Annotated in this window: 12 protein-coding genes; 6 read left to right on the forward strand and 6 right to left on the reverse strand. The window is 66.6% G+C overall.

What is annotated here, in order from left to right:
- Positions 1-9: 9 nt before the first annotated feature.
- Positions 10-414, forward strand: coding sequence for a RidA family protein (locus A5779_RS09155; RefSeq protein WP_064881032.1), 405 nt, complete (start codon positions 10-12; stop codon positions 412-414).
- Positions 415-423: 9 nt separating this feature from the next.
- On the opposite strand, the gene A5779_RS09160 is transcribed toward A5779_RS09155, so the two are convergent.
- Entirely contained in the window at positions 424-1,662 is a 1,239-nt protein-coding gene (locus A5779_RS09160) for an acyl-CoA dehydrogenase family protein (protein ID WP_064881034.1), read from the reverse strand.
- A 27-nt stretch (positions 1,663-1,689) separates the two neighbouring features.
- Positions 1,690-2,709 carry an oxygenase MpaB family protein gene (locus tag A5779_RS09165; RefSeq protein WP_064881036.1) on the reverse strand — a complete coding sequence of 340 codons (1,020 nt, stop codon included), beginning with the start codon at positions 2,707-2,709 and terminating at the stop codon, positions 1,690-1,692.
- Positions 2,710-2,936: 227 nt separating this feature from the next.
- On the opposite strand from A5779_RS09165, the gene A5779_RS09170 reads away from it, so the two are divergent.
- Positions 2,937-3,854: an adenylate/guanylate cyclase domain-containing protein gene (locus tag A5779_RS09170; protein WP_064881038.1), complete on the forward strand. Its 918-nt coding sequence runs from the start codon at positions 2,937-2,939 to the stop codon at positions 3,852-3,854.
- A 27-nt stretch (positions 3,855-3,881) separates the two neighbouring features.
- Here A5779_RS09170 and A5779_RS09175 read toward each other — a convergent pair whose 3' ends face one another.
- The 3 genes from A5779_RS09175 to A5779_RS09185 all read right to left on the reverse strand — a co-directional run bounded on the left by A5779_RS09175 (position 3,882) and on the right by A5779_RS09185 (position 8,214).
- A complete protein-coding gene (locus A5779_RS09175) occupies positions 3,882-4,502 on the reverse strand; it encodes a hypothetical protein (RefSeq protein WP_064881040.1) in 621 nt (206 codons plus the stop codon).
- 245 nt (positions 4,503-4,747) lie between these two features.
- Positions 4,748-7,240, reverse strand: a complete 2,493-nt coding sequence (locus A5779_RS09180; protein WP_064881042.1) for a hypothetical protein — start codon at positions 7,238-7,240, stop codon at positions 4,748-4,750.
- Positions 7,237-8,214, reverse strand: a complete 978-nt coding sequence (locus A5779_RS09185) for a hypothetical protein (RefSeq protein ID WP_064881044.1) — start codon at positions 8,212-8,214, stop codon at positions 7,237-7,239. The genes A5779_RS09180 and A5779_RS09185 overlap by 4 nt, the downstream gene beginning before the upstream one ends.
- A gap of 347 nt (positions 8,215-8,561) precedes the next feature.
- Here A5779_RS09185 and pheS point away from each other — a divergent pair, with 347 nt between their 5' ends.
- Both pheS and pheT read left to right on the forward strand, forming a co-directional pair.
- Positions 8,562-9,605, forward strand: a complete 1,044-nt coding sequence (gene pheS, locus A5779_RS09190) for a phenylalanine--tRNA ligase subunit alpha (RefSeq protein ID WP_064881107.1) — start codon at positions 8,562-8,564, stop codon at positions 9,603-9,605.
- A complete protein-coding gene (gene pheT / locus A5779_RS09195; protein WP_064881046.1) occupies positions 9,605-12,097 on the forward strand; it encodes a phenylalanine--tRNA ligase subunit beta in 2,493 nt (830 codons plus the stop codon). Before pheS ends, pheT begins: the two co-directional genes overlap by 1 nt.
- Before the next feature lie 3 nt (positions 12,098-12,100).
- On the opposite strand, the gene A5779_RS09200 is transcribed toward pheT, so the two are convergent.
- Complete coding sequence (locus A5779_RS09200) at positions 12,101-12,730, reverse strand: maleylpyruvate isomerase family mycothiol-dependent enzyme (protein ID WP_064881048.1); 630 nt, start codon at positions 12,728-12,730, stop codon at positions 12,101-12,103.
- A gap of 45 nt (positions 12,731-12,775) precedes the next feature.
- Here A5779_RS09200 and A5779_RS09205 point away from each other — a divergent pair, with 45 nt between their 5' ends.
- Entirely contained in the window at positions 12,776-13,633 is an 858-nt protein-coding gene (locus A5779_RS09205; RefSeq protein ID WP_064881109.1) for a MerR family transcriptional regulator, read from the forward strand.
- A 48-nt stretch (positions 13,634-13,681) separates the two neighbouring features.
- A complete protein-coding gene (argC, locus tag A5779_RS09210; RefSeq protein WP_064881050.1) occupies positions 13,682-14,716 on the forward strand; it encodes an N-acetyl-gamma-glutamyl-phosphate reductase in 1,035 nt (344 codons plus the stop codon).
- Positions 14,717-14,743 lie beyond the last annotated feature (27 nt).

A 14,743-nucleotide genomic window follows, 5' to 3' on the forward strand; every position in this document is an offset into this window, starting at 1 on the left:
AGATTCACCGTGTCTGATTCGCGGGTCATCCGTACCGACGACGCCCCGGCCCCCGCTCACACCTTCAGCCAGGGCGTCCGAAAGGGCGGATTCCTGCAGGTGTCGGGGCAGGGTCCGATGGACCCTGCGACCAACACCTACATCGGCGAAGGCGACGTCAAAGCGCAGACCCGCCGGACACTGGAAAACGTGAAGGCGATCCTGGCGGCCGGTGGCGCCGGCGTCGACGACGTCCTGATGTTCCGGGTCTACCTCACCATGCGCGAGGACTTCACGGCCATGAACGAGGTGTACGGCGAGTTCATCGCTGAGAACGTCAAATCCGACCAGCTTCCCTGCCGGACAACGGTATTCGTCGACCTCCCGCACGAGGTCATGCTGGTGGAGATCGACGCGCTCGCCGTCGTCGGATAATCGGGCACGCTAACTGAGCAGACCCCGTGCCACATGGGTGATCTGCACCTCGTTGCTGCCGGCGTAGATCATCAGCGACTTCGCGTCGCGGGCCAACTGCTCCACCCGGTACTCGGTCATGTAGCCGTTGCCGCCGAACAGCTGCACCGCCTCCATCGCGACATCGGTGGCGGCCTGAGAGCAGTACCACTTGATTGCGGAAGCCTCGGCGAGGGAGATCGAGACGCCCTTCTCGGCGGATTCGATGACGCGGAACAGCATGTTGCGCACGTTCATCCGGGCCACTTCCATGTTGGCCAACTTGAGCTGAATCAGCTGGAACTGGCTGATCTCCTGGCCCCACAGGGTGCGGGTCTTGGCGTAGTCGACGCTCAACCGCAGGCATTCCTCGATCACGCCCAGCGCCATCGCGGCCACCCCGATGCGTTCGGCCGAGAAGTTCGACCGGGCGCTGGCCCTACCCTCGTCGGCGCCTTCGTCGGACCCTTCGGTCTCGCCGAGCAGCCGGTCGCGTCCCAGCCGGACGTTGTTGAAGAACAGCTCGCCGGTACGCGATGAGTGAATACCCATCTTGCGGAACGGCTTCGACTGCACAAAGCCTTCCATGCCACGGTCGAGGACGAAGGTCAGCACCTTGCGGTTGCGCTTGTCCGCACCATCACCCTCGTCGAGCTTGGCGTAGACCACCACCACATCGGCGTCCGGGCCATTGGTGATGAACGTCTTCTGGCCGTTGAGGATGTAGTCGTCGCCGTCACGGGTGACATAGGACTTCATGCCGCCGAAGGCATCCGAACCCGAATCGGGCTCGGTGATCGCCCATGCGCCGATCTTCTCGTAGGTCACCAGGCCGGGCAGCCAGCGTTCCTGCTGGGCCAGGGTGCCGCGACTCTGGATCGTCGACACCGTCAGGCCCAAGCTGACCCCGAGGCCCGTGACCAGGCCCATCGACACCCGGCACAGTTCGCTGATCAGGACGAACCCCATGCCCGGCGAACCGCTGCCGCCGAACATTCCACCGCGGGCACCAGACGGCTTGCTGTCACCGCTGCGCAGCTTCTCCAGCCGCTTGTCCAGCGATTCCTTGGAGAGAGCATCAATACCGAATGTGGCGAAAAGCTTTCGCACGATCGGGTACGGCTCCATGTCGCCGCTTTCCAGCTCGTCGAGGTGGGGCCGGATCTCCTTGTCCACGAACTCGCGTACTGCGTCCCGGACAGCAATGTCAACGTCAGACCAATCAAGCATCTCGCCAGCTTAGACAGGTGTCAAAAGTCAGGCTGCACTGCGCCTGGCCGGCCGTCGCAGCGCCGGCAGGGAGAAGGTGGTGTGCACCAGCGCGCCGGCCCGGTCCAGCAGGGTCTTGTGACGTGGCAGGTAGTGCATCGGCATCCCGCGGCGGTCGCGGGGCGGGGCCATGAAGCCAGGTGCTTCGACCAGGGGGCCGTCGACCGGTAGTTTCCCGGCGGCACGGCGGTAGGCCGACAGGGCGCGCGGGTGCAGCCTGATCTCGTCGGGTACCGCGACGAATGCCAACTCGACCATCTTGCCGAAGATTCGCAGCAGCACCTCGTCGCCGGGCGTCCAGCGCATGCCGGCCTTCTCCCGCACCGCCGGGTCGAACAGGCCGGCCGCGATCCAGCGCTGTGCGCCGACAAGGGGTTTGAACAGTTGGTCCCACACCGGTGTCGGCATCAACACGAACCACGGTTTGGGGATCCGGATAGTGAAGATGTCGAGGGTGGCCCGGTTGATCTCGAGCTCGTCTCGGCACTTGGCGTCCCAATACTCCTGAAACTCGTCCCAGGTATTCGGAACGGGCCGCATGCTCATGCCGTACATGCGGTACCACTGCACATGCTCGTCGAAGAGTTGACACTTCTCGGCTTCGGTGAGCCCGCCGCAGAAATACTCCGCGGTCTTGATGATGAGCATGAAGAACGTGGCGTGCGCCCAATAGAACGTCTCAGGGTTCAGCGCGTGATAGCGCCGGCCCTGGCCGTCGACGCCCTTGATGGTGTGGTGAAAACCCTTGATCTGCGCGCCGGTGTCGGCCGCCCGGTCGCCGTCATAAACGACGCCCATGATCGGGTAGACCGACCGGGCCACCCGCTGCAGGGGTTCGCGCAGCAGTATCGAATGCTCCTCGACCCCGGCGCCGAGTTCGGGATACATGTTCTGGATCGCTCCGATCCAGACGCCGAGCATCCCCGTGCGCAGGTCGCCGAAGTACTTCCAGGTCAGCGAATCCGGTCCGAGTGGATCGTGCTCGCTGGTGGTGGCTCGTGTGGTCATTGCGTCCTCGTTGACTCGTCATGACGTGAATCACAGCTCAGCTCACGATAGTAGTGACAACGTGTGTTGTCTACGACGCCACGGCGCGTCGCTGTGCACTGTTATTCGTCGGCTACCGCGGCGCCATAGGGCCGTGACCAGGCCGGTTTGTCGCCGCCAGGGGAGGGTGAGCACCATCGCTCGTGGCGCGATTGCCGCCCGGTCTGCGCGCCACTTACTCTTGCGCTGTGGATGGCGAGCCGTTCGATGACCCGTCCGGCGAGGTCGGGGATATCGGGCAGGCGCCACAGCAGCGTCCTGCGAAGGCACCCGGGTTGCCGGGTCCGTTGGGCTGGCTGCAACGCACCAATCGCAGCCCGGCTGTCGTTGACCTGGTCCGGCGGGCGCGGCGGGCATTGCCGGGCGATCCTGATTTCGGTGACCGTCTCTCGGCAGCCGGAGAGGGCGGACCCCGCGCGGCCGCGCGCGTGGCCGACCGCCTGCTGGACCGTGATGCCGCCTCTCGGGAGGTGAGCCTGGGCGCGCTGCAGGTGTGGCAGGCGCTGACCGAACGTGTCTCGGGAACCCCGGCCAATCCCGAAGTGACGCTGGCGTTCACCGACCTGGTCGGTTTCTCGTCGTGGTCGCTCCGCGCCGGCGATGACGCCACGTTGCGGCTGCTGCGACGGGTGGCTCAGGTCATCGAACCCCCGGTCCTCGAGGCCCGCGGTCACATCGTCAAGCGTATGGGCGACGGCATGATGGCGGTGTTCTCCGATCCGGAAACCGCCCTGCGCGCGATGCTCGTGGCGCGCGAGGGGGTCAAGAACATCGACCTGGACGGCTACGCACCGCGGATGCGCATCGGTATCCACACCGGGCGTCCGCAGCGCATCGGGTCGGACTGGCTCGGTATCGACGTCAACATCACCGCTCGCGTGATGGAGCGGGCCGCCAGGGGCGGCTTGATGATCTCGCACACCACGTTGGAGGGCATCTCGGAAGATGAGCTCGCCCTTCTGGGGGTGACCGTCAAACGTGAACGGCGGCAGGTCTTTTCGGCGAAGCCGGAGGGCGTGCCCGATGATCTGATCATGTACCGGGTGAAAATTCCCAGGCGGTTACCGGCCGGCGAACATGAGGGTGACGGGGCGCCGGGCGCATAGGCCGCACTCACCGGGGCGCGCCCGGCACTACCGGAATGGGTCGTAGTCCTGCCCGGGCGGCGCCGGACGTGCGGGTGCCTGTCGGGGAGGTGGCGCGTACGTGGGTGGCGGAGCGACCGGCCTGGTGGTGACGGTGTCGGGTTCTGCAGGCCTCGCGCTGGTCGGCGCAGGCGCGACGGGTGGCAGCCCGAGCATCGACAGCTGGTCTGCGGTTGACGGCGTGACGAAATAGGACTTGGACTTCGGCTGGAGGATCAGCGCCACGATCGCGACCGCGAGGAGAAGTACTGCGGCGCTGAGGATCAGCGTCAGCGTCCTGAACCACGAGACCTGGCCACCCGGAGCCAGCACGATGATCACGACGGCGACCGCTGCGATGACCGCGATGCCGACGAGTATTGGTGTACGGGCGGTTCGATGTCGGCCGGCGTAGCGAACGGCCAGCCACACCAGTGCCCCGGCGACGCCGACCGAAACTGCCGCCAATGTCACCCCGGGAAATGTGGTGCCGCCGTATATGAATTCGAGTTCCGGTAGGGCCAGCAGCGTGCCGATGGCGCCGACCACGAGCAGTGTGGCGATCCCACCCACCAGGTAACCAGCCAGGAAAACCGTCCACGGCGGGCCGCCTGCCTCCCACGGCGGCACGGTAGACGACCCGGTGTGCGGGAGTGGCGCGGGAGGCCCCGGTGTGGCGGTCCGGAGCACTCCGGTCCAGGCCGGCGCGGTTGGTGCCGCAGCCGGCCGAGGTGGTGGAGCCGGCCGAGGTGGTGGAGCCGGCCGCGGTGGCTGAGGTGGCTGAGGTGACGGAGTCGGCCGCGGCGGCACCGTGGACTGCGGTGGGGCTGGGTCGGCGAATGGGTCGTAGTTACCGAAGGGATCCAGTGACACGGTCAGCCTCCGTTTCCGGCTTTGCGGCGGCGCCACCACAGCGCGCCACCGGTTACGAGCCAGGCCGCCACGGGTAGGGTCACCAGCAGATAGAAGTACGGCTTCGAGGACGCGGGGTTCGGGATTTCGTATGGCGTCCACGACGTCGGTTGCTGCGGCCAAATCTGGTTCAGCGGAACAGAAGTGTTGATGTCGCCTATCCAGATTTGATCACCGGTCTGCTGCTCGACCGGGCCGACGATCGACGGTCCCGCCGCAGTGGCGATGGACGCGTACTTCGTCTTGAACTCCTGTTCGCCGACGTCCTTCAGTTCGATCTTGCTGAAGTCGACGCCTCCCCAGGAGCGGCCCCGAGTCCACGTTCGGTCACCCTCCTGGGTTTTCCAGCTGAAGGTCGGTTTGGCGTGGGTGTACGAATAGACGTAGCGGTCGAAGACCTCACGCGAATTCCACGGTACGGTCCAGGCGGCGACATTGCCCGAATCGATGACATCCGCATACTGAGTTGGCTTGTCCGCGTTGCGCTTCCGGTACCACTCGGCAGCGATCCGGCTGGCGTACACCCGGCGCAGGTCGGCGAACTCGGGATCATGATTGATCGCCTCGACCACCGCGGGCATGATCATGTCCTGGTACAGCTGACCGTTTTGCGCGGTGATCGCCGGATCCTGGCCGTCGCATGATTGGTTCGGGCTGATATCGCCGTCCTCGAGCCCGACCTTGACAGTCAGTGGTGCGTCGATGATGTACAGCTGGTCGCCGTCCTCCCGAACGGTGGCCGGCGTGGGCTCTATCCATTGTCTGCGGCCCAGGAAGCATTTGTCCGTGCCGCGCAGCGCGTCTTCGAATCGTTTGCCCAGCGGCGTGTCGTCTCGCTGCAGCCGGCCCGACACCTCTTTCATCTCCAAGTCCGCCTCAAGCAGCACCTGACCCGCTTGTGTGTTGCCGAACTCCCGGTCGATGACTCGGTCCGGCTCGGTGGGGTTCAGGTTGACCCAGAACTTGTCGGGGGACAGCGCCATCCAGACGTAGAAGGCGTCCATGGCCATCTGGGCATTGCGCTTCCCGCCGTAGGACGGCACATCGTCGGATGTGGTGCTGGCCCGGAACGCGTACTGCATTGCCGGCTTACCCGCGACTGTGTCGGTGACATAGCGCAATTCGAGGGTCGAGAAATCGATCCCGCCGTAGCCGATCGCGGGCGCGGCGGGCGCCAGAGGTGCCTGCTGGGGTGCGGGTGCCGCCGGGGCGGGAGCTGCAGGTGCTGGTGCCACAGGCGCCGGTACCGGTACCGGTACGGGAATCGGCGCCGCCGGTATCGGCGCGGGCACGGGGACCGGCACTGGAATGACGATCGGCGGTGGCGGTGCGGCAGGCGCTTGCGGGGCCGGGACAGCTGGAACCGCAGGTGCGGGCGCCGGCCGTTGCTGTGGTGCCGGCTGTTGCCGTGGCATCGGCGGTTGTGCCGGTTGTTGTGGTGCCGGTGCCGGGCCGGCCTGAACCTGGATGGGCGCCGGTTTCGGCTGCTGTGCGGGAGCCGGTGGTGCCGGCTGTAGCGTCGGACTGGCGGGTTGATCGAGTGCGACCTCGATCTCGTCTCGGACCGCCTGATCCTCGGGGTTGTCCGGAGCGTCTCCCAACGGAAGCGGCAACGAAGCTGCACCACCCGGGCCGCCGGGACCGCCCGGTCCTTCGGGCACAGCCTTCGTCGGCCAGTACTTGACGCACACCGCCGTCGGCATCCGTACGTCTTTGTCATTCCTCAGCTCATCCAGGGTGCGCTTGATCCAGCGCTGCGTAGCGGGGCTGGGCAGCTTGCCGAACATCATCACCAACGAAGACCTGGTTTGGCCGGCCATCTTGACGTGTTCCTTGAACTGACTTCTTGCGTGCGACGAAAGCGAGTCTCCGGACTTCGCTTCGACGATGGTCCACAGCCGTTCGGGAATCTTGGTGTCGACGTTGGTGATATCGAAAACCGGTCCGTTCGGGAGGATCCCGGGGTTGATCTTCGAGCCCTTGATCCAGCCCGCCGATCCGCTGTCGGACAGCTTCCACAGTTCGTTCCACAGAAAGTCTTCGAAGGCGGGTCCGACGCGCCGGTTCTTGATGACGGTGATGTAGTTCGACTTCCACCGCCCGAAGGCCATGGGCTTGGCTCCGGCGGCAGCTTTGGCCCGGGTGTAGTTGCGCCAGGTGATGAGCATGTGATTCTCGGTGCCGCCGGACAGGCCTTCGTCGTCGAGGATCCTCAGTTCGTCGCTCGACGGTTCATCGATCGCTTCCAGGCCCGGATCCAGACCCGGATACCGGTACTCGACGGTGCTGTTTTCGGGTGCCACCTCGGTGGCATCGAACCCCGGCAGGGCAAACCCGGTGGTGCACTCGCCGTAGGCCCCGTACTCGGCGTGGGCGGTAGCATCCCCCAGCCACGTCGAGCCGGCGATGACCAAAACGATCACCATGGCGTAAGTGGTGAGCTTGTGCCCGGTCATGATTTGGCTGCCCAGCGGTCGTAGTAGCCGCGGGCTTTGGGTTGGCCTTTGGTGATGCCGAGGCGAAACAGCCGGAACGGGCCCGTGACGTCCCTGTCGTCATTGCTCTGCACTTCGTACGCGACGAGGGCGGGGTCCCCGGGCTCCCTCGTGTAGTCGACGTAGACCCAGCGGGAGGGTCGGCTGCGGCGCAGCATTTCGCCGAGATACCAGCAGGCGCCTGCGAGTAGGTCGGTGTTGGCGGGGTCGTTGATGGCTTCGACGGTGGGGGTGTGGTGGTGGATGAGGTCGGTGAGGCGGTCGATGGATTCGGGGGTGAAGTCCCAGTTTCCGGGGTAGCGGGTGGCCCATTGTGGGAAGTCGCGTTGGCGGGCGGCCAGCCAGTCGTCGAGGACGGGTGAGGGTTCTGGGCTGGGCAGCAGGTCGATGCCGACGACGCCGGGCGGTGGTGGGGTGATGACCTTTTCGCTCCAGGCGGTGAAGGCCTGGACCAGTGGACCTGCGTCGGTGGGCCGGTCGATGACCGTGGCGAAAAGAAGGTGCAGAGGTGAGACGGGGTGGAGTCCGAGTCCGTCACCGGGTACGGCGATGGGGAGACCGGCGGGGGTGCCGGCGGGGTTGTCGTCCCAGCCCCAGTAGGTGGTCGTGATGCGGTCGAGTAATGCGGTGTCGGTGAGGGTGGGTTGTGCCTGTTCGGCGAAGCCGGGTTGGTTGTCCCAGTCCCAGTGTCCGGTGGTGAGGTGGGTCAGGGTCAGGCCGATGTAGGCGATCAGTGCGCGGACGGCGGGGCGGTCGTCGTCGGTGAAGAGGTCGTCGGGTTGGTGGAACAGGTTGGTGATGACGTGTTCGAGTGCGCGCAGTGATTGGGCGGAGTAGTCCAGGGCGACTCCGTAAGGTTCGGCCAGCCCGGCCAGTCCCGCCACCGCGGGCGAGATCCCGTCGTCCCACTCATCAGCCAACTTCTGACGATCCACCTGACCACCTTCTATAGCAATTGTTATAGCGGCGGGCACGAGCTTTCCGCCGGTCAAGACTGCGCACCGTAGAGCAGTTGGCCGGGGCACCGGAAAATTCGAAAAAGCTACTTCGGCAAACTGTCCTGAGGTGGCGAGATCGATCCGTTCACAAGCGTAACGGCATTCATCGGGCACCTCGCGCGCTAATTTGATTTGGCTGCCCAACGGTCGCAGCGGGCGTGGGCTTTGGAGATGCCGAGGCGGACGAGGCGGAACGGCTCGACGCAGAGTTGTCGTGGTGGCTCTGCCCTTCGTACGGGCAAACGGATTCGAAGCCTGATCAGGCCATCGCCTATGATCGCCGGGTGGCTGAGCAGCCCAGTGATCTCTCAGAAGAAGCCCTGACCAAAGCCGTCAGCGCGGCCCGGCATGCCTTTGAGCTGGCCGGTGACCTCGACGCGCTCGCGCGCGCCAAGACCGAGCACCTCGGCGATCGTGCCCCGATCGCCCTGGCGCGCCAGGCGCTGGCGACGCTGCCGAAGGCCGACCGCGCCGACGCCGGCAAGCGGGTCAACGTCGCCCGCGGCGAGGCCCAGCGCGCGTACGACGAGCGGCTGGCCGCGCTGCGGGCTGAGCGCGACGCCGCGGTGCTGGTCGCCGAACGCATCGATGTGACGCTGCCCTCGACGCGGCAGCCGGTGGGCGCCCGGCACCCGATCACCATCCTGGCCGAGAACGTCGCGGACACGTTCGTGGCCATGGGGTGGGAACTGGCCGAGGGCCCAGAGGTCGAGACCGAGCAGTTCAACTTCGACGCGCTCAACTTCCCTCCGGATCATCCGGCACGCAGTGAGCAGGACACCTTCCAGATCGCCCCGGACGGGTCGCGGCAGGTGCTGCGTACCCACACGTCGCCCGTCCAGATCCGCGCATTGCTGGAACGCGATCTGCCCGTCTATGTCGTCTCGATCGGGCGGACCTTCCGTACCGACGAACTCGACTCCACCCACACGCCTGTCTTCCACCAGGTGGAGGGGCTCGCCGTGGACAAGGGTCTGACCATGGCGAATCTGCGCGGCACGCTGGACGCGTTCGCACGGTCCCAGTTCGGCCCGGAGGGGCGCACCCGGTTCCGTCCGCACTTCTTCCCGTTCACCGAGCCCTCGGCCGAGGTGGACATCTGGTTCCCCGGCAAGAAGGGCGGCCCCGGCTGGGTCGAGTGGGGCGGCTGCGGCATGGTCAATCCGAATGTGTTGCGCGCCTGCGGTATCGACCCCGACGTCTACTCCGGCTTTGCCTTCGGTATGGGATTGGAGCGAACCCTGCAGTTCCGCAACGGAATTCCTGACATGCGTGACATGGTCGAGGGTGACGTCCGCTTCTCGCTGCCGTTCGGGGTCGGTGCCTGATGCGGATTCCATTCAGTTGGCTGCGGGAGGCCGTCCGCGCTGGTGCCCCGGATTGGGATGCGTCCGTCGAGGAGCTCGAAGAGACGTTCATCCGGATCGGGCACGAGGTCGAGGAGATCATCCCGATCGGCCCGGTGAGTGGTCCGCTGACCGTAGGCCGAGTCGCCGAGATCGAGGAACTGACCGAGTTCAAGAAGCCCATCCGGGCGTGCAAGGTCGATGTCGGCGTCCAGAATCTCGACGGCGAGTTCCGCGATATCGTTTGTGGTGCAACGAATTTCGCAGTCGGCGATCTGGTTGTGGTGGCACTGCCCGACACTGTGCTGCCCGGTGACTTCAAAATCGCCACGCGCAAGACCTATGGCCGGGTTTCCGACGGAATGATCTGCTCGGCGTCGGAGATGAATCTGGGCGTCGAGGGCGCGGGCATTCTGGTCCTGCCCGAGGGCACGGCTGAACCGGGCACCCCGGCCGCCGACATCCTCGGCCTCGACGACGTGGTGTTCCATCTGGCGATCACGCCGGACCGCGGCTATTGCCTGTCCGTCCGTGGACTGGCCCGCGAGATCGCCTGCGCCAACGACCTCGAGTTCGTCGACCTGGCCGATGTGACACCGTTGCCCGCCGAGGGCGAGGCCTGGCCGCTGACCGTCCAGTCTGGCACCGGGGTAAAGCGTTTCGGACTGCGCCCGGTCACGGGCATCGACCCGGCGGCGGTGTCGCCGTGGTGGATGCAGCGTCGATTGATGCTCAGCGGTATCCGCGCCATCTCCCCGGCGGTCGACGTGACGAATTACGTCATGCTCGAACTCGGTCATCCGATGCACGCGCATGACAGCAGCTTGATCACCGGCGGCTTCGACGTGCGGTTCGCCCGCGACGGCGAGAAGGTTGTCACCCTCGACGATGTCGAGCGCACCTTGAACTCGGCCGACGTGTTGATCGTCGACGATGTCGCGACGGCGGCGATCGGCGGCGTGATGGGCGCGGGCACCACCGAGGTGCGCGATTCCACCACTGATGTGCTGCTGGAAGCCGCGGTGTGGGATCCGGCCGCGGTGTCGCGCACCCAGCGTCGACTGCACCTGGCCAGCGAGGCCGGCCGCCGGTACGAGCGGTCCGTGGACCCGGCCATTTCGGTTGCCGCACTGGACCGTTGCGCGACCCTGCTGGCCGAGATCGCCGGCGGAACGGTCGAACCGAAGCTCACCGACTGGCGGGTGGGCGGACGCACCGACTGGTCCCAACCGGCCGTCGAGATCCCCGCCGATCTGCCCGACCGCACCGCCGGCGTCGACTACGCCGCAGGCACCACGGCGCGGCGGCTGATCCAGATCGGTGCTGAAGTCACCGGTTCCGACCTGCTCACCGTCACCCCGCCGAGTTGGCGGCCCGACATGCGTCAGCGTGCCGACCTCGTCGAGGAGGTACTGCGACTGGAGGGCCTGGAGTCCATCCCGTCGGTGCTTCCGACCGCGCCGGCCGGTCGTGGTCTGACCCCGGTCCAGAAGCGTCGCCGCGCCATCGGCAAGTCACTCGCGCTGGCCGGGTTCGTCGAGGTCCTGCCCACGCCGTTCCTGCCGGCCGGAGTGTTCGACGCCTGGGGCCTGGCCGCCGACGACGCCCGCCGCAACACCACCAAGGTGCTGAACCCGCTCGAAGCCGATCGGCCCGCGTTGGCCACCACGTTGCTGCCCGGATTGCTTGAAGCGTTGGGCCGCAACGTGTCCCGTGGCTCCGCCGATGTGGCGCTGTTCGGGATTCAGCAGGTGGTGCACCCGACCGAGCAGACCCGATCCGTCGAGCGCATCCCGAATGACCGTCGGCCGACCGATGACGAGATCGCCGGGCTCGACGCGTCGTTGCCCCATCAGCCGCAGCATGTCGCGGCGGTGCTGACCGGACTGCGGGAGCCTGCGGGGCCCTGGGGTCCGGGACGTCCGGTGGAGGCCGCCGACGCGTTCGAGGCGGTGCGGGTGATCGGCCGGGCCGCCGGAGTGGAGTTCACGTTCCGCGCCGCCCAGGAGTTGCCGTGGCACCCGGGGCGCTGCGCCGAGGTGCTCGTCGGCGATGCCGTCGTCGGCTACGCCGGCCAGCTGCATCCGGCGGTCGTCGAGCGGACGGGGCTGCCGAAGGGCACCTGTGCCGTCGAACTCGATCTCGATGCAGTACCGATCGTCGAGACGCTGCCCGCACCGAAAGTGTCGCCGTTCCCCGCCGTGTTCCAGGACATCAGCGTGATCGTGGCCGACGATGTGGCCGCGGCTGCCGTCGTCGACGCGGTGCGCGACGGGGCTGGTGAGCTGCTGGAGGACGTCCGACTGTTCGACGTCTACACCGGCCCGCAGATCGGGGAGGGGCGTAAATCGCTGACCCTGGCACTGCGGTTCCGGGCTGCCGACCGCACCCTGACCGAGGACGAGGCCAGCGCCGCGCGCGATGCCGCGGTCGCGGTGGCCACGGAGCGCGTCGGCGCTGTCCTGCGCGGCTGAATCTCAGGCGACAAGTAGCTCGACGCCGTCACCGCGCAGGTGGGGGAGAGCAGCTGCCTGACGTCCCGTCGCCAGCAGGAGCAATGCCGAGACGGGCCCCTCGATGAGGGGTCCGGCCCCGGCTGCCCAGCCGGTGTCGACAGCACATAGCCGGTAGGGGGCCAGCCTCTGGCTGGCCCGGAACGGGAATCGCGGATTCCAAATCCGCTCCAGTGCCAACTGTGCAGCCGCGGTGGGCATTTCGTGCTGGAGTTGCAGCGGTACCGCGATGTCCTGGCCGTGTACGAGCAAGTCCATCAGCCGATCAGCCGGTGTGGTGCCGACCGCGGCGAAGCGCGAGCCGATCGTGCCGCGCAACTCTTCGAGCAACTGATGATCCGCACTCTCCGCTGCGTGGCGGGTCGCGGTATCGCAGACCATTCGGTCGAAGCTGCCGCGCGCTCGCAACAGATTGACCAGTATTCGACCGACATTGGCCTGTGTGGAAAGCGTCAGGTGGGCCACGACGTCTCGAACCTGCCACCTCTCACACAGGCTGGCGTGGCGCCATTGCGACGCGGTGAGTGGTTCGAGTAGGTGCAGGAGCCCGCGGCGTTCGGTGTCGACGGCGCGCCAGATGTCCTCGGTGTTCATGCGGCCTACGCTAGGAACTCCAGTCAGGTGGAGGTTCAAGGCACTGTGACGTACGGCACAAGCATCGGTGAGTTGTCGCGGCTCACTGGCGTGTCCGTTCGGACGATCCGGTACTACTGCGATGAGGGCCTTCTCGAAGCTCGCCGGAGTTCGGGTGGGCATCGCGTTTTCGACGACACAGCGGCCGAATCGCTCATCCTGGTTCGGCGCTTGCGCGCTGCCGGTCTCGGCCTGGATGCCATTGGTGCCATCCTGGTAGGTCGGATCTCCATCGGCGATGCTGTGAACGCCGAACAGCGCGCCCTCGATGCGGATTTGGCTGACCTGGCGAGGCGGCGGGCGTCGTTGGAGGCATTGTCGACCGCGCAGGACGGACGTCGCGGACACGACGTACTGATCGACTTCTGGCGGCGATTGTTCGCTGGGGCGGCGCAGGGGGAAATATTCGACGGTCTCGTGGAGATGACCGTGCCGCAATCACCGGACCAGGCACGTCCGGGCAGCGTTGTCGCCTACGCCGAGCTTGTGGCCCTTGCCCGGCAACCGGTATTCGGGAGGGTGATGGCCCGGCAGCTGTGGCGGTTCGAACCCACCCGTATCAGCGATCGCCGGGGTCTGGTCGCCGGTGTTGCCGAGGCGTGTGACATGGCGTCGCCGCTCGTGCGTGCCGGTCAATCGCCGTCATCCTGCGCTGCGGTCGACCGATTCGTCGATGCCCACGCCAAGGCTCGCACGGACACGGACACGCAGAGTTTCCGGCGTGCGCTCGTCGTCAACGCCGGCGCCGACACCGATCCGCATGTCCGCCGGTACTGGGACCTCTTCGGTGAGATAGCAGGTGAGACGACTACGGTAGGTGCCATTCAGCGCTGGCTCTACGAAGGGCTGCGTGGCTGCGCATAGCTGATTAATGAATTTGCATCTGCATGCATAACAATGCAGAATTGCTGCATGACTTCGATAGCGGTCGCCGGCGCCAGCGGCTACGCCGGCGGAGAGATCCTGCGATTGCTGCTCGGGCACCCGGCCTACGCTGACGGCCGGTTGACCATCGGGGCGCTGACCGCGGCCTCCAGCGCCGGCACCACGATGGCCGAGCATCATCCACATCTGCTGCCGCTGGCCTCGCGTGTTCTGGAGCCCACCGACGCAGAGGTGCTGGCCGGCCACGACGTGGTGTTCCTGGGCCTGCCGCACGGACACTCCGCCGCGCTGGCCGAGCAGCTCGGTCCCGACACCCTGATCATCGATTGCGGTGCCGACTTCCGGCTCACCAACGCCGCCGACTGGGAGAAGTTCTACGGTTCGGCACACGCGGGCAGCTGGCCCTACGGTCTGCCGGAACTGCCCGGGGCCCGGGACCGGCTGAAGGGCACCAAACGCATCGCGGTGCCGGGCTGCTATCCGACCGCGGCACTGCTGGCGCTGCTGCCTGCCGTCGCCGCCGACCTCGTCGAACCGGCCGTCACGGTCGTCGCCGTGAGCGGCACCTCGGGCGCGGGCAAGTCCGCCAAGGTCGACCTGCTGGGCGCCGAGGTGATCGGCTCGGCACGTGCCTACAACATCGCCGGTAAGCACCGGCACACCCCGGAGATCGCCCAGGGCCTGCGTTCGGTGACCGACAAAGACGTCACCGTCTCCTTCACCCCGGTGCTGATCCCAACCTCCCGCGGCATCCTGGCTACCTGCACCGCCCACACCGAGGCTTCGAAGGCCGAGGTCCGGGCAGCCTACGAAAAGGCTTACGACGCAGAGCCGTTCATCCACCTGCTGCCCGAGGGGCAGCTGCCCAAGACCGGTTCGGTGATCGGTAGCAACGCCGCGCAGATCGCGGTCGCCGTGGATGAAGCGGCTCAGACCCTGGTGGCCATCGCTGCCATCGACAACCTCACCAAGGGCACCGGCGGCGCCGCGGTGCAGTCGATGAACCTGGCGCTGGGCTGGCCCGAAACCGAAGGACTGTCGATCGTGGGAGTAGCACCGTGACACCGGAACCGGAGGCGACAATATCGC

Origin of the sequence: Mycolicibacterium peregrinum (assembly GCF_001665625.1) — a bacterium.
Lineage (GTDB): Bacteria > Actinomycetota > Actinomycetes > Mycobacteriales > Mycobacteriaceae > Mycobacterium > Mycobacterium peregrinum_B.

Bases quoted from the DNA above. Each gene is read 5' to 3' on its own strand.
- A5779_RS09160 (WP_064881034.1), bottom strand. From the start codon at position 1,662: ATGCTTGATTGGTCTGACGTTGACATTGCTGTCCGGGACGCAGTACGC.
- A5779_RS09165 (WP_064881036.1), bottom strand. From the start codon at position 2,709: ATGACCACACGAGCCACCACCAGCGAGCACGATCCACTCGGACCGGAT.
- A5779_RS09180 (WP_064881042.1), bottom strand. From the start codon at position 7,240: ATGACCGGGCACAAGCTCACCACTTACGCCATGGTGATCGTTTTGGTC.
- pheT (WP_064881046.1), top strand. From the start codon at position 9,605: ATGCGGATTCCATTCAGTTGGCTGCGGGAGGCCGTCCGCGCTGGTGCC.
- A5779_RS09200 (WP_064881048.1), bottom strand. From the start codon at position 12,730: ATGAACACCGAGGACATCTGGCGCGCCGTCGACACCGAACGCCGCGGG.
- argC (WP_064881050.1), top strand. From the start codon at position 13,682: ATGACTTCGATAGCGGTCGCCGGCGCCAGCGGCTACGCCGGCGGAGAG.